The organism is Pseudoalteromonas luteoviolacea NCIMB 1944 (assembly GCF_001625565.1).
Lineage (GTDB): Bacteria > Pseudomonadota > Gammaproteobacteria > Enterobacterales > Alteromonadaceae > Pseudoalteromonas > Pseudoalteromonas luteoviolacea_F.
The window spans coordinates 144,938-162,667 of sequence record NZ_AUXS01000011.1 but is presented as its reverse complement, the minus strand read 5'-3'; the positions used below and the strand labels follow the sequence as shown (position 1 = coordinate 162,667).

16 protein-coding genes are annotated in these 17,730 nt (G+C 40.2%); 1 reads left to right on the top strand and 15 read right to left on the bottom strand.

All coding sequences use genetic code 11. The features are described from left to right. Nucleotides 1–37: 37 nt before the first annotated feature. From N483_RS01075 to N483_RS01010, 12 genes are all read right to left on the bottom strand, one after another. Complete coding sequence (locus tag N483_RS01075) at nt 38–631, bottom strand: Crp/Fnr family transcriptional regulator (RefSeq protein WP_023398071.1); 594 nt, start codon at nt 629–631, stop codon at nt 38–40. 235 nt (nt 632–866) lie between these two features. Continuing rightward, nucleotides 867–1,385 carry a hypothetical protein gene (locus tag N483_RS01070; protein ID WP_036975166.1) on the bottom strand — a complete coding sequence of 173 codons (519 nt, stop codon included), beginning with the start codon at nt 1,383–1,385 and terminating at the stop codon, nt 867–869. A gap of 711 nt (nt 1,386–2,096) precedes the next feature. Further along, a complete protein-coding gene (locus N483_RS01060) occupies nt 2,097–2,687 on the bottom strand; it encodes a class I SAM-dependent methyltransferase (RefSeq protein WP_023398074.1) in 591 nt (196 codons plus the stop codon). A gap of 153 nt (nt 2,688–2,840) precedes the next feature. Further along, nucleotides 2,841–3,035, bottom strand: coding sequence for a hypothetical protein (locus tag N483_RS01055; RefSeq protein ID WP_023398075.1), 195 nt, complete (start codon nt 3,033–3,035; stop codon nt 2,841–2,843). Between the two features lie 712 nt (nt 3,036–3,747). Then, complete coding sequence (locus N483_RS01045) at nt 3,748–4,785, bottom strand: alpha/beta hydrolase family protein (RefSeq protein WP_023398077.1); 1,038 nt, start codon at nt 4,783–4,785, stop codon at nt 3,748–3,750. Nucleotides 4,786–5,373: 588 nt separating this feature from the next. Then, on the bottom strand, nt 5,374–5,901 hold the full coding sequence (locus N483_RS01040) for a hypothetical protein (RefSeq protein WP_155250721.1): 528 nt from the start codon (nt 5,899–5,901) through the stop codon (nt 5,374–5,376). A gap of 484 nt (nt 5,902–6,385) precedes the next feature. Then, nucleotides 6,386–6,595, bottom strand: coding sequence for a hypothetical protein (locus N483_RS01035; protein ID WP_023398079.1), 210 nt, complete (start codon nt 6,593–6,595; stop codon nt 6,386–6,388). A 216-nt stretch (nt 6,596–6,811) separates the two neighbouring features. Then, nucleotides 6,812–7,042, bottom strand: a complete 231-nt coding sequence (locus N483_RS01030; RefSeq protein WP_023398080.1) for a hypothetical protein — start codon at nt 7,040–7,042, stop codon at nt 6,812–6,814. 56 nt (nt 7,043–7,098) lie between these two features. After that, on the bottom strand, nt 7,099–7,554 hold the full coding sequence (locus tag N483_RS01025; protein ID WP_036975171.1) for an NUDIX hydrolase: 456 nt from the start codon (nt 7,552–7,554) through the stop codon (nt 7,099–7,101). A gap of 452 nt (nt 7,555–8,006) precedes the next feature. Then, nucleotides 8,007–8,627 (bottom strand): hypothetical protein, encoded by a 621-nt coding sequence (locus N483_RS27415; protein ID WP_023398082.1) that lies wholly within the window; start codon nt 8,625–8,627, stop codon nt 8,007–8,009. A 760-nt stretch (nt 8,628–9,387) separates the two neighbouring features. Beyond that, complete coding sequence (locus N483_RS01015) at nt 9,388–9,711, bottom strand: DUF5992 family protein (RefSeq protein WP_023398083.1); 324 nt, start codon at nt 9,709–9,711, stop codon at nt 9,388–9,390. Nucleotides 9,712–10,693: 982 nt separating this feature from the next. After that, nucleotides 10,694–11,332 (bottom strand): ABC transporter substrate-binding protein, encoded by a 639-nt coding sequence (locus N483_RS01010; RefSeq protein WP_023398084.1) that lies wholly within the window; start codon nt 11,330–11,332, stop codon nt 10,694–10,696. Nucleotides 11,333–11,570: 238 nt separating this feature from the next. Here N483_RS01010 and N483_RS01005 point away from each other — a divergent pair, with 238 nt between their 5' ends. Further along, nucleotides 11,571–12,092, top strand: coding sequence for an acyloxyacyl hydrolase (locus tag N483_RS01005; protein ID WP_023398085.1), 522 nt, complete (start codon nt 11,571–11,573; stop codon nt 12,090–12,092). Nucleotides 12,093–12,125: 33 nt separating this feature from the next. Here N483_RS01005 and N483_RS01000 read toward each other — a convergent pair whose 3' ends face one another. The 3 genes from N483_RS01000 to N483_RS00990 are packed head-to-tail and all read right to left on the bottom strand — an operon-like array spanning nt 12,126 to nt 17,721. Beyond that, on the bottom strand, nt 12,126–13,133 hold the full coding sequence (locus N483_RS01000; RefSeq protein WP_036975295.1) for a zinc-binding dehydrogenase: 1,008 nt from the start codon (nt 13,131–13,133) through the stop codon (nt 12,126–12,128). 38 nt (nt 13,134–13,171) lie between these two features. Further along, nucleotides 13,172–14,590 carry a TolC family protein gene (locus N483_RS00995; RefSeq protein WP_023398087.1) on the bottom strand — a complete coding sequence of 473 codons (1,419 nt, stop codon included), beginning with the start codon at nt 14,588–14,590 and terminating at the stop codon, nt 13,172–13,174. Between the two features lie 2 nt (nt 14,591–14,592). Then, on the bottom strand, nt 14,593–17,721 hold the full coding sequence (locus N483_RS00990) for an efflux RND transporter permease subunit (RefSeq protein ID WP_023398088.1): 3,129 nt from the start codon (nt 17,719–17,721) through the stop codon (nt 14,593–14,595). Nucleotides 17,722–17,730: the final 9 nt, after the last annotated feature.

Genomic DNA, 17,730 nt, shown 5'->3' with positions numbered 1-17,730 from the left:
AAAAACACATGGTAAACAGCGGAATACTAAAATTCATTCACCTAGATTCATTTTTTAATTTACTCAATGTTTGGGGAGCGACACCAAGATACGAAGCGATGTGATATGACTTAACTTGGTTAAATATAAATGGGTATTCATCAAGTAAACGGTCATATCTTTGGGCAGCAGTCTCTGACATGAGAGACAGGACACGCTTGTATGTAGCCGAATAATAAGTGTTATGCATCCATATTCTTGCTAAACGCCCCCATTTTTTATCTTGTGATATAAACTTATCAAGTGCTTCCAAAGACGTTACATAAAAAACCGAATCTTCTAGAGTCTCAAAATTGAGCATTGACCCTGTTTTTTCGTAAAAGCTGACACTATCGTCCATAAAGTGGTTTAAACCATGTTTGCTTTTTCCGCGAAAATAGAGCTGCCAAGTATGTTCTTTACCATTCATATCATTTAAAAATGATCTCGCTAAGCCACGTTTAATAAACCATATCTCACTAAATACTTCGCCAGCATGATGTACCCGCGTTCCCTTTTTGACATGTTTTACGTCAAATATTGCGCACGCATCAGCCCACTCATTATCATTGACTGGGATATAATTCTCGATCATTTTCTTAAAGTATTTCATATACCTATAATCTTTTAAATATAACGCCCATTACTTGTTCGATTTATTGTATTGCGTTAAACAGTAAATTAATATAGTCAAGTAAAGTGCGATGTTCGAAATACTTGTACAACACCAAATTAAAAGTATCATTAAAGATGACTTTTACTTATCTGACATAAAAAACCTTCAAGTGTATCCTTCCAAATTTAACGCCGCGATAAGAAGCAAAATTTAGCTGAATCTATTTTATCTACTAATACTCTGGAGCTAATGTTTTATAAATTTCTTCAAGGTATCTCGACTCTTCAGCCCTGCCTTTAATTATCAAGACCGCGCCATCAGGCGTATCTGACTCTCGAAGAACTGCCGTCTCGTAAGGACACATTCCTACATAACCGCCGGTTTCGTTATGACACCCAATCGCCATTGTTCCTTTCAGACCTTCCCAATGGGTAAACCTTATGAACGTAGCTTTATCAAAGGTACTTTGTCTTCCCAATGAAACCCATGAATTATTGAAGTAATCGAACCCATTTTCGCTAGCAACTTTCAGAAATTCATCGTATCCAAGTGCCACTGTTAAACTCCCATTTATTTTAGGGTTTTGAATTTCTAGCTGGCATTTATTTTTCTTAGAAGGATTCGACACTAGATGCCAATCATCGCTTATTACGATGGAAAACCTACATTCACTAAAGGTAAGGCGCTCATTATTACTTGCGTTTATCTTGAATGAGACAATTATGGAAAGAATTAAAAGCAAAACTCTCATTTGAATAGTAACCCTAATGCCCGCATGTATCGCTAATCAAACTTGGCTAAAATAGGTAGCACACAAACTAAGCCAAGCTTTGTTCGTCCATTTTTTAATTAAGTTGTTATACACTAACCTACCTGCGGGCTCAAAATAGTTTTGACCGTAATTCAATCTGGTGGTTACTTGCATTAAATCATAACTTTCGTGCAAATCATTTTTAGGGCCGATAACTCCCCCTTAGTTGAAAGCCAATAACCCCGCCCTGCGCGCATTCTTGACGTTGAGCTTTAAAAGCTTACTTCAAACTCTTAGGCACTAAATTCAATGATTACTCTTGGGTATATAACACCCGCATAATGGGTAGCTTAAGTTTACAAAATTTAGCGATAATGAATGCGACTATGCTTCAGATAAACATTTACTAATGTGCTTGTTAAGTTTGCGCACTTTACTGTTCGCGATTTTCCTTTTGTATATTTTAAAGGGAAGCCATCTTTTTTTGTCACTGAGCTGTGTAAAAAGCTAAGGTTGTCATTTTTACGTTTGGGTGATACAACTTCCTTCAAGCTAATTCGATTGGCAACCCCTTTAAATTCTTGTCTACAAACTTCTTTGAAATTCTCTATCACGTCGGAGTCAGTCATATCTCATTGCAAGCCTAACAAATTGTCTTCAACCGTCCACCAGAAGCGGAGGGCCACCTGAAAGTAACCAAGCGTGGGCATGTTATATACATTTATTTCCTATTGCTTGAACTACTGAGGCAAGACCAGTGTGGAAAGTACCTTCAATGACATCTCTTTCAGTTTCGATAAGGTGACTGAACTTTAGCCGCTTAAATTCTTTGGTCAGCGATTCTTTCGTCTGCATAGTATCTATACAATCACCGCCACCAGTGCCATATTGGAGCTGATTAGGTGTATACGATTCAGTAAGAAAAACGCCGCCGAGCCGCAAGCCTGACTCAACTTTAAAGTGCACTAATTCACGAAGCTTTGAAGGTAGTGGGCAGAATATCGAAATAATGCCATCCCAACAGTCTTCTCCGAAATTAAATTCACTAAGGTCTGCATGGATACATTCAATTGATACATTATTTGCTTTCGCGAGTTTTTTGGCTTTCTCCAAACCAACGGTGGAGCTATCTACAGCTGTAACACAGTAGCCTTGTTTTGCTAGAAATATCGCATTTCGTCCTTCTCCCTCTGCCAGACTCAAAATTCTTCCTTTTGGAAGCATCTTGAATTGCTCCCTTAAGAAGTTATTCGGCTCAATACCATATGCATATTCATCTGTGTCGTAACGTTCATCCCACATAAAATCTCCTTGAAGTAGTTTCAAATGGTTAATTTGAAATAGAACACCCGCTTTATAGGTGAAAAAGGCTTGGCTAAACGTAGCGACGAAGCAGCACTTTCGGCGATGTTGCGTCCTTTTATGTATTGGTCTTGTTATCTACTGATTGCTCGCCTATTCATCGTTACCTTTTCCCTGTTTTTTCTTTTGTTCTATGGCCAAAGCGGCACCAATCGCAATACCAACTCCAACACCTAGCGCTAAATTTCCAAGAGCTACACCTATCCCTGAACCAATAGCAACCCCTATACCAAGGCCAAATACTACTGGATTCTTTTGAGTTTGATTATTTTTATCGTAATTACCCATTTGAACTCCTCAAAAAACTAACCATTTGATAAATTTAGAAGGTACCATAATTAAACTAGCATAGAAGATACGTAGGCTTGCTACTTTTCGCCCACAACCTAACCAAGCTGCTCAGCATACGAGATTAAATTAGCCAGTTATAAAAAAATACCCTGCACCTGCTGACAGCAGCACTAAAATAATTAATTTATTTTGTGAACACATGTTTTGCCGAAACGCATTTCTGTAGACACTCACTCTCGTTGGCCTGATAAATGAAAAGGCCACTCTATCAAGTCTTGTTTATTCCTAAACATTAATTTGTATAGTAGCTAAGCAATTACCAATGTAAAAATAACAGATATAAACGTCAACTGATCCTCTGAATATGCTTATCAGTTCCATTCAGAGCTGATAATTGCTTGTTGTTAAAATTGTAAAGCGAAGTGCGACAGAGCAAGCGGTTGATGGCCCCTGTACTGCATTGACTTGTTATAACAACAATCTTCAAATTAAGCCATATGTTCATGTAAACTTGGCACTTCTCTTTATTATATTAAGTTTAGAGGATAAAGCTGAAGTGCTTCACCTTTTCACTATATTAGGGTGCTTACTTATATCTAGGAGTGAAACAGCGCCAGACACAAGACAGCTAACAAAGCCTCAGGCCGAATATGAAGAGCTCTTATCCTTGGCAATTATCAAGCTTTCAACTGTATTATGTCAGCAACTGTTATTTCTCGCTGGTATCTCTTTGTAAATCAATCCAATCGACCATTGTTTCTATTGCACTAGGCGAGAAGTGTTCCTTTTTTATAGAAAACAGCGCATCTAGTGGTAAATCTGGTTTCATCAAGCCGTGCGTGGCATTATGAATTGTGACCTGCTCTAGGCTGGCATAGGGTTGCGTTGAGCTTGCAAAAGCGTGTGCAAATTCAACTTGGCTATGTTCAATGTCGACATGCACATCACTATCGCCATATATGGCTAACATGGGAAAATTAAGTTTACTAAAGCCTTCAAAGACATCTGCATCAATGTTTTTTCTAACAAAGTTAAATCTCGCTTCGTCTTTTATCGGCTCTGGCATATAAGGGTCCTGATGTAAAGCGGCTGACAAGTAGTGGTCATACCCTGCTTTTATAAGCTGATACTCTGCCGCGCTTAGCAGATTAATACGCTCCAACGCAGCTGCGTCATCTACACTAATTTTTCCTTCGTCCACCAAACGGATCCACATACTGTATTGGCTCTGAGACAACCAGTTAGCAGCACCGCCAACAAGCACCATAAAGTTGATTTGCGATTCACTGTGCAAATTTGCGAATACCCAACTTGCTTGGCTAAAACCAAGTAACCCAATCTGATTTTGTTGGTAACCTGCAACTCGGAGATATTGAATCGCATCTCGTACTTCGGTAGCCCTATCTTTCATGGATTGTGACAACCAATTGCCTTGTGATTTGCCAATCCCTGGTTTGTCCCACGAAAACGTAGCAATATTTTTTGCAGCCAATGACTCAATAATGGGGATATAGAAACTTTTCGCAGTACTGTCCATTGCACCATCACCGTGAACAAAAATGACGATAGGATCAGATGCGGTATGATGTTTTGGTTTATAAAGGCGACCAACCAGATGGTGATTGAGTGAATCAAAGGTATGCGTTGTATATTGAAGGTCGTTTTGCCCGCGATTATTGTTACAAGCAGATAATAAAGTGGCAAAAATAAAGGCGGCTGATAATACCCAATAATTATACTTTTCCATGACGAGCTGTTTCCTTTGCAAGTAAAGTCAATGAAACTATAAATGCTTTTTATGTGAGAAACTGTGAGTAGTCGTAACTGGTTGCCTAGCAATATGCTACTGTTTGTCTTCTTTGCTACAAAAACGTCTTAACGCGGCTTGTGTTGGTGCAACCAGTATTGGCCTGTGCTTTTGTTGTTCTATACTAATATCGAGACAGCCGATTTGTGCCTTTTTGTTCGATTTAATTATATGTATGCGTACGTTAGCTTTTCGAATTCTTCCGGGATGTTGGAAACTCGAAATAGCTCAGAATCAATACATTTAAGCTTTTTCGTACGTCGGTGTAATAAAATTCATTTGGATATGGTAATAAAATATAATCAAGAAATAATACAAGAATAGGTATTTCACCATCCTATCAAAGTACTAGAACTTCAATATAGAGCGTAATAAACCCGACTAAAAATTCAAAAGTGAAAGCAAGGCAAACTATATAGCCATCTATAATAGACTAATTATACGTCTGTAATGTTCAACAAAGTCGATATAAGCAGTTAAAAGCGTTCCATATCCATGAAGAGCGCTAGCGTGAGCAGGTTCCAGGCCCTATATCTTGTGTTCAAGGTGATATAGAATTTTATCTTGCCTATCGATTATAAAGGCACTTACGTATTCAGTGTAATGGCCATAATAAGTCAATCGATTAAAATTAACCAAATACCGAGGTGAAATGAGTTCACCTTTTTTGGGTAGCCAGTTTTTGACATTTGGGTTGCCTGCTGCCATAGCCAATTCCAGAGCATTATTAAGTATTTCACTATTCAAGGGGAGCTCTTTCCAACTAGTAAAGGCTCCGTCAATTATTCCCGTTGGTATTTTAGACAGTTTAATGGCATATGCTTTTGCGAAATCACCATCTATACTGAGCGTAGGGCTTTCGTAACTATGTAAAACTCTTTCGAAGCTGTCTTCTCCCAAATTTGACCAGTTGAGGGATACTCTTACTTCGGCAAAGGTCGCTTTGTCAATCTTCTCTGGTTTTTCAAAGTGCCAAAAAACAGATATAGCAAAGCCAAATACGATTATTGCAGAAACATAACCCCAAATTTCAAAAACCATTCTAACGTATTTCAATGTTCAATATCCCTCAAGGAGTTAATACCTTTATTCAACGGCGAAGATTAGCTGGCTAAAAGAGCACAATCCGTCTGTTTTGCGTCCACTTTTGGTCCGATTGATATATTTTTTACTCAACAAAAAGATTTAGTCAAAAGAATGTGCGGGAAACCGTATATTTAACTCCACATCAAAGACTCTTTTATAACAAAAAAATATAAAATGACAAATGAATAAACCAAACTGTAAATAGTTTAAGTTAAATTCCTTGATAGCACCGTCACTTCTTTCCATTCTTTTTCTATATTAACTATATCGGTACTAATTTGGCAAAGAGTCATTGTTACAACTACCATAACCACTAGCTATATAGCTCCCTTAAAAAAGGTCACCCTATGAGTAGTAAATGTTAGGTTTGCCATTTTTATTTGAGTTATATTTTCGGAATAGAATAGGAGCGACATACTTTGGGGAGCTACCTGAAAAGCCTGTTATGCCAAGTTTACCAATAATACTTTTTAATTGCATTTGTCACATCATTATACATCGAATTATCGAAGTGAGCATGGAGAGAAATATTGATAAACACGTCTCCAAATTCGCTTTTAAACTTCCAAACCGCAAACTGATCCATTTCGGTATTTGCGAACTTAGCCAACAAGCTAATCATTTTAGAAAACTCTTCATCTGTCATTTTTTTATTGTTAGACACCGGCTATACTCCCCCTTGTATTTATTCACATTAAGCCTTGCTAATAGACGTTTAGATTCTGCTTGGAAAGAAACAGCATGTATGAAATTAAACTCATTTACTGAAGCGCAGAAAACTAACTGTGAGTGTAAAACACCGTTTTCAATTAGGTAATTTGATACGGCAGTAGCCCTATCAGCGGCTAAAGAAATTGAACTCCCTCCACTGGGCTCAGCCTCACTTGCCCCCCCCTTTAATATGCAAAACTACTGAAGGAAATTTCTTTAAGAACTTTACATGCTCATCCAGTTTCAATTGATTTTTTGCAGTTAGCTCTGAATAACCAAGCTCAAACTCTATAACTCTCATTTCTTCTGACTCAATAGAGAACTTTTCAGAAACAGACTCTGCACTCAGCGAATTCGAGGTAATTTGTAGCATGAACAGAAATATTACCTTTAATTTCACTTAAATTCCTCGAGATTATATAAGCTCATCTGAATTTTATCTTATTAAACAGTCTATTACTCACTCAATTTGCTGTTTAAAATAGTATCAAATAATGCCGGTAGACAGTCAGGCTTGAAAGCGTCAATACCTTCTTGTTCCATCTCTTCTCGTGACCACCATTTCCATTTTTGGATTGTGGACTTTTCTTCTTCAGTCCACTGGGCGGCAAACACCTTACTGTTAGTAGCACACCTAACTAAATAGTACTTTTCTTGCCATATTGCAGGGGTAGATCTCGCTACAGCAAAAATATCTTCCCGCTCCAAAAGTAATTCACCGATGTCATTTGTTAATCCGGTTTCTTCATACAGTTCTCTTTTGGCTGCGCCTAAATAAGATTCACTTTCTTTTAGTTCTCCACCTGCTGTGGCCCAAAATGGTTCGCTCTTATGTTCGTCCTTATATTGAAACAACAACAATTCATCTTGTTCATTCACTATCATTAGCCTTGAGCATTGTCTTGTTTTCAAATTTTTACTCCTATAGTTCTTAGTTCATAGCTGTACACTAGCGTGAATTTTTGGATGTCTCCTTTATTCAGATGAGACATCCGCCGCTAACAAAGTCAACTTTATTTAATAATTTTAGTAACTTAATAGTTTAATTTTGAATGTTCAATGTCCAAACTCCCCGCCAATAACATGATTTACGTTGGTTCAAAACCGAGGGACATCTCCCGTTCAGCTATTTATGGTGCATGCGCGTTCCCTCACCCAACAGTTGGACTTATCAGCTATCAAAGGATAGAGATCATATACTGCGTTTTTCTACAAACATTGGGAGGAATCGAAATTATCACATGCTCCAATTGGAAAACTGAACGTGAAGTAAGAACCTCAGAGTGTCTAAAAACTTGATGTTTGTACGTCAGGTTAAATCAATAAGCCAACTGTATAGGGAGCATGCTGAAGAACGATAAAAATCAGCGTTGCCTCTTACATTCTGATTGTTTAGCGCGTCTAGCTGCATTTGCTCTTTTATTTAGTTCACAGACTATAGGGTTGACAGAAAAAAGCTTGGAATTCGTATCTGGCATAAACAGGCACTCTGATTCGGATGCTCCTTCAGCACGTACTTCAAGTCGTATCAAGTGCCTAAACCACATTTCATGCCTCACTTTGACTATCTCTTTTAGTTCTACCCGTCGCTGTTTATTATTGTTTATGAACAATAAAGCATCTCCATCATCATACACCGCATCAGGCACGTCCAAACGACAAAATTTAAAGAAGGTAAACCCATAAACTATTGTGAAAATTGGCGCAAATATGAGGCTCATTGACCCATTAAATAAGAATACTGATGTAAAAATAGCTGGAATTAAGACAAAAAACACAAACATAATCATGTTGTATATCGCATTGTTATGATAGGTACTAAATGAGATTTTTTTCATGTGTGCATCTGGATTCGACTCTTCTTTTTCAGCAATCAACCTATCGATTTCCTTTGCCCTTTCAGGGTACTTATCGCGATCAATTGCCCGAGCAGACAGATACAAATCATTAAGAGAATAGGTAGAAAAGTCTATTTTTCGAGCCATATGTATTACTCCTCACAAGCGGCTGAATATGCGCGACAGCGGCCAAAAACCTTACTAATCGACATATTTTAGCGTGCCTAAAACCATGCCAACTTTACTTTTTTATTTCGATATTAGCAATTAAATTCATCTCGTAACCAGCCCTGTATCTGTAAGCACTACTATAAAACTAAAAGATAGAACCTTGTTATTTGCGACAAGAGTTGCAGTCATGACACTTGTTGGGCAAGCTGGTTGCTCAGTCTGGGAAAAGCGTTCAAGATTATTTGGTGCACAATAAAGTTTATTAAAACGACATTAAAATTAACGGTAGTGGAATAAATGCATGATAGGTGAAAGATTTTGTCGACCTAAATTAGTTCAGCAGACACAGATAATAGAATAGTAACTAGCCATATCGAGCATTTAGATTAATTAACTATGATTATGTACCAACATAAATAAAGCATGCGCACCAACTAGGAACTATTGAAAATCTTAGCTAGTAAGTATGTGTGCCGTGTATGAAAAAATAAGAAAAGTATGAAAATAGTCTAATCCGAACACATTTACCCAATACGGCCTGACATCAAGTTGTCATAGTGGGGTAAAGGGGATTGAATATAAATCATGTTCAATTCCCACAAGGTAATTTGGTTACAAAATGAACTTTTCAGATTTAAACTGAATAGGTTGGCGTATCTTCAGTTTGAAGTAATTTTCACTATCAAGTAAAAACTTATCCGGTCGCCACCTTCTCTTTTACTTTTAAATCAACTTATTAGTCTGTAAAAATACCAATAAAGTTTGCTTGGCCACATTCATTGTTCGAGTAATTGTGTATTCTAACTTTTTTGCCACTCATTGACGCTGCGAGTGCAATTGAAAAAGCTTGATTATAGGATTGCTCTGACTGCGACTTATTTGCGGGAAACTCAACAGATCCATTGGCGCATGGGCCTGTGCCTCCACTTAGCTTCACATAAAAAACATCTTTATTGCCACTAGAACTAGCAACCTCAGTAATTACGGCATTCCGAACCAGTTCTCCTGCACCACTATAGAGGGGTAAAATAAACAAACTCAAACAAAGCATTTTTTTCATAAATTTCTCCAATAAAACAACTTAATTTCCCTACAAAAATTACAAATTAATGACTTTAAAATTAGTAAAGTTAGCATTAAACGCCATGATAATAAATTAAATTAAATATAAAAGATACCGACTTTAATTTATATGTGAATTACCCCCATAGACTTAGCCTCTTCGTGACCTATTCTTAATTAGTTATGGTTAGCAGCATAAACCCTCAAACATGACCGAGTGTTTCTTATAATCAAGGCGCTAACTCGAAACCACTTTTAGTGTTCTTACCCAACCAACTGAAGTACTTTTAATTATCAAACCAATTAATCTAGAGGGCGCTATGAGAAGTAAGTACGTCTAAAATTTAATACTCTTATGCGTCATGTATATAGCCTATCGATTAAATTGATAAAATAACAATTTTGCATAGGAAAAATAATCAGTATTTCCTTTAATTTTATGACTGTTTTATGCGTGTTCAGCGTTTTTTCTTTTTAAATTCACCAACCAAAGGTCTAAAACCCCCACTTAGTAAATTCAATCATGCTGTTTCAATTGCGACTTCAGTTCGGGCTTGAAGTTGTATTGCGTGGTCTATCCCACACATTTTCACATGTCGAAATACGAACTCCCCATACTTGTTTGATTCTAAACTGGTAACGGAATGAAAAATGAGTGAAAGGTAGAGATGAAAAGCACCACCTAATCGCAATTAAGTGGTACTCAGTAGGTTGATTTTGAAACCAGTTAGAGGGTTATATTTCAAGGTGCAAAAACTTGAGTATATCTTTAGCCAGCTCTAAGCAAAAAGCATTGCATTCGTATAAAAAATGGCTTTAACACTACTTTTCTATACTTATTCCGTTTAGAGCTATTTGACCTAAGCTTAATATGACAGTGTTTAAATCAAGCGATTGTAAGGACGTTTTCATAATATTTATCGCGTACACTGAATACTAAATTGGTGTAAGTTTTTTAGTATCCTTTTAAAAACAACCAACTAAATTTCATTTCTTTGTGACTGTCTAAGTTCATGATTTAGTTGTTCAAAGCCAATTTTGCTGATTTTTAATACTAAACTTTGACGTTTTACACTCAACTGCGATACATGTCGAGAAACCACATCATAAACTCGCCATTGACCTTGTGTATCTTGCTTAAATTTAAAAATCAATTGCGAACGTTCGCTATTGGCTTTCTCTATTTCAATCGCTGCTTCGGCAAACTTGCGACCCTGATTGGTTTGCAAAGTCTTTAACGCTACATCAGCCCCTTTATAGTCAATAAGCACCTGCGCATACATGTTTACTAACTGAGACTCTATCAACTTGGTGAATTCTGCGGTTTGCTGTCTATCTAGCCCCCGAACATGTTTGCCAAGTAGCTTTAAGGACGAAAACTCTAAGTCGAGATGAGGAACAAGCTGTGCATTAACCAGTTGTTTCGCCCTTTGATCTCGCTCTACGTCGGGTAGTGCAGCCAATTGTTGTGTCGCATCCTTAAATTGCAAACTCAAGTCATGGGCCAAAGTATCAAGCTGCGTGTACGACGTGACACTTTGCTGGCTATGCGCTGAAAAGCTCAAACTCATTGCCAGTCCAACTAAGAAAGTAAGTGCTTTTAACAAGTTGTTAGTCATGATGTTCTCTTTCGTCGTTAAGGTGCGATTAAGCTAATTGTACACCTCCTTTACCGATAAATATGTCAACAAAACCTCAAATGATTGATGCCATAACGGCACAAATTGAAAATATCAAATAAAAACAAACGACTATCAAAATGATGCCAATAAAGCACCAATAAGGTGCTTTAACACTTCTATTTAGACACAAAAAGAACGCGCAAAATACATCAAAATGGTTATCGAGAAGTACTCTATGAAACACATACCTAGCCTTCTTTTTTCTTTAGCCTTGTCGACTTCGGCAATGGCCGGTACATCCCACGGTTATGGCATACATTACATTCATGGTGAGGGTGATGTTCGAGGTGTTAAGCTTGCATATCAATATCATACCAATGACTGGCTACCAGAAAACTGGCACCTAGTTAATATGTATTTTGAATCAAGCGTTAACTTTTGGCGGTTTGGCGACAGCGGCAAGTATGATCAAAATTTTGTATTGGCCGTCTCCCCTGTGATCCAATACCCTATCACTACCGTCTACAACAAGCCTTTATCCATTGAATTTGGCATTGGCGTAGCGTTATTAGAAGATACGCAGTTTGCAGGTAAGAACGTCAGCACTCACTATCAATTTGAAGACAGGCTTGGATTTGTTTATGACTTAGGAGATGCCAATATCGCGATGCGATATATTCATTATTCTAACGCGGGGTTTAAAAGCCCCAACCCAGGGCTGGACTTTTTATCTTTATCGTACTCAGCAAAGTTCTAAACGAAAAAGCCACAACCTAGGTTGTGGCTTTTTTTATGCGTGTTCTATTTTTATCACTGGCCGCTTTTGACACGAAGAAGTAAGCAAACACGACAAAGTATCTTTTACGGCTTGAGCACTAAACTCTATGAGCTCGATATCAGGCACTTTAAGCTGCCCTGACTTCACATCCGCTAGTAACTTTTGGCCCATAAAGCATAAGTGCTGTTGTGCACATAAGTTGTTTGCCAACCAAGCACCGCCAATTGACACCACTCCAATATTTGGCGCTTTTTCAAACAGCAACTCTTCCGGGATATGACCAAAACCATTTAAACAGGCAATACGACCACAAAAACGCAAATGTCTCAGGTCTTCGATAAAAGAATCTCCACCTGATGTATTTAAAATACAATCGAATCCTTCAGGACCTATTTCACGTTTGATTTGATCACAAACGCTGTCTGATTCACAGTCGAAGGCAAAATCTGCACCGAGCTTACGCAGCCTTTTGTGATGTTCCTTTTGTGCAAAAGCAAATACTTGTGCGCCTTTTTGCTTTGCGTACTGAATTGCAAAGTGCGCCACCGCCCCTTGTGCACTGTTAATTGCCAAAGAGTCGCCCTCTGTAAGCTTTAACTTTTCAATCGCAAGCAACGCAGCCATACCTGCATTAGGTAAGATAACCGCCACCTCAGGGCTGATATCCGTAGGTAATTCAGACACTGCATGGTTTGGCACTACGGCAAACTCTTTTAACATTCCTTTTTGGGCTAAATTTGCATTAAATAAAACCCGCGCCCCTGCTTTAGGAAACACCCCCTTACCTGCTTTGACCACAGTGCCAACAGCGTCAAGGCCCAAAATATGCGGGTATTCCCATTGGCTAAACCCATCCCTTGCCATTCTCGCATCTAAGTGATTGAGTGCCACATATTCAATGGCTACCAGCAGCTCATTGCTACTTGGTTCTGGCATCGCCTGCTCGCTCATGACTAAATCAAAGTCAAGCCCATGCGAGCGTAGCTCCAAGGCCTTCATCTTAGTTTGTTCGGTAGACATAGTTACTTGTTTCTCCAAAAGTGGCGCGTTTGCGAGCATTAAATGCTCGCAACTAAAGCCTTAGACCATTGCCCGTTTAATTCACCATATACACTTACCGACGAACTTAGTAGCATATTTCTCATGGCCATTTGCGATTGTTGCGCTATTAAAACATCTTGCCGCGCATCCAACAACTCAAGATAACCCAATTGTCCCTCTTTATATCCCGCTGTTGCTTGCAAATACGCATTTTCTGCCGCTATAACTTGCTCATGTGCATAATTTAGCTGCACTTTTGCTTGAGATAAAGCCCGGAGTGAATACTCAGCTTGCGCAAGTACATTGGTAAGCTTTTGGCGATAGTCATAATAGCTGGCCTGTGTGATCGCCTCTTGTCTATCCAGCTGAGCCAGCAGTTGTGGATAGCTAAACAGCGACCAACTCAGGGTAGGTGATACCTGCCAGTTTGACTGGGTATCACTAAAGTTTATAGCCGTTGGGTTCAATACTCCCGCAAACGCCGAAAAACTAATATCTGGGTATAAGGCACGCTCAGCACTTTGCGACAAGTAACTTTGTTGCTTTAACGTTGCAATGGCACTTTGCACGTCACCGCGTTGTAATAAGGCATCTGAGGCCGAGCTCAAATTCACGGTAATCGCAAGCTGTTCGTAGCGCGACTTATTAAGCGCAAGTAGGCCTAGATTATCTGTCGATTTGTTGGTCAATACAGCCAGCGTTTGCTCAACTTGTGCAAGCTCAGTCGCTATTTGTGGTAGCCGCTGCTTATGTTCAAAATATTGTGACTTGGTACGATTAAGCTCAAGCTCAGTGGCTACGCCTTCTTTAACACGGATCTCAATGATCGCTATGGACTCTTCCAGCGCTTTTAGCTGTGCTTCAGTTAACTGCTGAGTCTGTTGCAGCGCTTGCCATTGTAAATAACTTTGAATACTGGTTGTCACTAACTCGCCCGCTAAGGCTTGGTATTGCCCTTGCTGTGATTCGGCTGCCGCTGACGCCGCGTTGGCAAGCTTCGCAATGCGTCCAGATAAATCAACATCCCATGTCAGCGCGCCACCACCGTTTAGTGACTCAGTAACGCTACTTTGCGTACCGTTTGGAAGTAAAGTCGTGCCCCTTTGCGCGGTAATATTCACATTACCTTGCGGTAAACGTGCACGCTGTGCTTCATTTAGCCCCGCCATTGCAGCGCGCAAGCGCGCTGCAGAGGCCTTAAGGTTTTGGTTAGCTGACATCACGTCAGCCACCAATTGGTTTAAATTATTGTCATCTAATTGCTGCCACCAGTTGGCTTCATCAGACATAGTCACTGCTGCCAGTGCCTGCGTGTTTTCAACTTTAGTGTTAAACGTCTGCTGACTTGCCGCTACATCTTGCTCATACGATGTGCTAGTGCACCCAACCACAGAGGCCACAGCAAGACTTATAATAGACAGTTTAATTGCTCGCATGTTTATTGCTCCTTAGGCGTTACTAGACGATAAAACACTGGGGTAAATAGCAAGCCGAACACCGTGACACCTATCATGCCGAAGAATACCGCGTTACCCATGGCTTGACGCATCTCTGCACCCGCTCCAGATGCCAATACTAACGGTATAACACCGGCGGTAAAGGCGATAGATGTCATCAAAATTGGACGCAATCTTAAACGACATGCTTCAATAATTGCCTCTATGTGTGTCGCGCCCTGAACATGTTTGTCTCTGGCAAATTCCACCATCAATATGGCGTTTTTCGATGCCAGCGCAACTAATACAATCAATGCAATTTGCGTGAATATGTTGTTGTCACCGCCTAGCATATATACACCTGCTAGCGCTGAGAATATTGTCATAGGTACGATTAAGATGATTGCCAGTGGCAAACGTAAACTCTCGTACTGCGCCGCTAGTACCATAAATACCAGTACCACAACCAAGGGGAATACGTACACCATAGTATTACCAGCCAAGATCTGCTGATACGTCACTTCTGTCCACTCAAAAGCCATGCCCTCAGGCAGCGTTTTTTCAAGCACTTTTTCAATTGCTTGTTGCGCCTGATCCGAGCTGTAACCCGGCGCTGGGCTACCGTTAAGCTCTGCTGTCACGTACCCATTGTAGTGCATCACACGATCTGGACCGGTCGTCGCTTCTACAGTCACAACAGAACCCAGAGGTACCATGTTGCCAGCAGCGTTACGTACTTTAAGGTTATTTATTTGCTCCTTCTTGGCTCTAAACTCAGCGTCAGCTTGTGCTTTCACTTGGTAAGTACGGCCAAACAAGTTGAAATCGTTAACGTATACAGAACCGAGGTAAACTTGCAGCGCATCAAATACTTCCTGTAATGGAATACCTTGAATAAGCGCCTGTTCACGGTCGATATTAATGTCCATTTGCGGTACCTGTACTCTAAAGCTTGAGTAAAGGCCGGTTAGTGCTGGGTCTTGCTGAGCAGCACCAATGGTCGCTTGCAGCGCAGCAAAGAGTGCTTCAAACCCTTGGTTTGCTCGGTCTTGAATTTGCAGTTTAAAACCACCCGTTGTGCCTAAGCCTAAAATTGGCGGCGGCGGAAATACTGCCACAAAGGCTTCATCAATGGCTGCAAAACGCATATTAAGCTGCATCGCAATTGCCTGCGCTGACAAACTCGGGTCATTTCTATCGGCAAAATCATCCAAAGGAGTAAACACAATGCCGCTGTTGGTGCTATTGGTAAAGCCATTCACAGATAGACCAGGGAAAGCAACCGTATGGGCAACACCCGGTACTTCAAGTGCAATTTCTTGCATCTGTTTAATGACTTCTTCTGTACGCTCTAAGCTCGCAGCATCAGGTAATTGCGCAACGGCAACGAGGTACTGCTTGTCTTGTTGTGGAATAAACCCACCTGGTACCGACTGGAACAAACCAATAGTAGAGCCAACCAATGCAAGATATACCACGCCCACAACCACACTCATACGAATCAGCTTTTTAACGACGGCTTCATAACCTTTTGCACCTTTATCAAATAAACGGTTGAACGGCTTGAATAACCACGCGCCAAATAGCTTGTCCAAAATACGGGTTAGTCGGTCTTTTGGTGCATCATGCGACTTTAACAAAATAGCTGACAGCGCTGGCGACAACGTCAGTGAGTTAAATGCTGAAATCAGCGTTGAAATAGTAATAGTTAATGCAAACTGCTTATAAAACTGACCAGACAAGCCTGTGATAAATGCTGTTGGGATAAATACCGCACACAATACAAATGCGATGGCGATAATTGGGCCTGTAACTTCGGTCATGGCAATTTTAGTTGCCTCATATGGACTGTGACCGTCGGCAATATTACGTTCGACGTTTTCAACCACAACAATGGCGTCATCCACAACAATACCGATTGCCAATACCAAACCGAATAAAGATAAGGTATTGATAGAGACACCTAACATTTGCATCACAGCAAACGTACCAATCAATGATACTGGCACGGCGATCAGAGGGATGATAGACGCACGCCAAGTTTGTAAAAACACCACCACCACGACAACAACCAGTAGGATCGCTTCCATTAACGTCATGATAACGGCATCAATTGAGCCACGCACAAACACAGTTGGATCATAGGCAATTTCGTATGTCATACCCGCTGGGAACGTTTTCTCAAGACGTGACATGGTCTCGCGCACATCGTCCGACAATTCAATTGCATTGGTACCCGGGCGTTGGAAAATCGGCATCGCCAATGCTGGCTGATTATCTAACATGGCACGCAGTGCATAGTTTTCTTGGCCAAGCTCAACACGCGCTATGTCTTTTAAGCGAGTTAGTGCGCCATTCTCGCCCACTTTAATTACAACACTTTCAAATTCTTCAATGCTGCCTAAACGACCTTTTACATTTAATAAGATCTGGAATTGGTTTTCTTCAGGCGTCGGTTGTGCACCCAATGAGCCTGCAGCGACCTGCTGGTTTTGAGTACGTAGCGCATTAACCACATCTGAAGCAGTGAGGTTACGTGCAGCAAGGGCATCTGGGTTTAACCACACACGCATCGAATACTTAGCACCACCAAATAGCTGTAAGTCACCAACACCGGGTAAGCGCTTTAATTCATCTTTGATATATAAATCGGCGTAGTTAGCCATGTAAGCAGTGTCTTGTTCGCCATTTGGCGAAACTAAATGTACAACCAATGCGAGGTTAGGCGACGACTTTTGAGCAGTTACACCCAAACGCTGTACTTCTTGCGGCAATCGCGGTAACGCATTGTTTACACGGTTTTGTACCTGTACTTGCGCTTGGTCAAGATCTGTGCCCAGTGCAAAGGTTACAGTCAGCGTTAAGCGACCGTCACTGGTTGCTTGCGAGCCGTGATACAACATATTTTCAAGGCCATTTAGCTCCTGTTCAAGGGGCGTAGCCACCGTCTCCGCAATAACCTTAGGGTTTGCGCCAGGGTATGTTGCGTTGACAACCACAGTTGGTGGTACAACTTCTGGATATTCACTGACCGGCAGCTGGAACAGAGAAATAGCTCCTGTGATGATAAAAATCATCGACAGCATGGCCGCAAAAATAGGCCGGTTTATAAAAAAGTGGGAAAATTTCATAACGCTCTC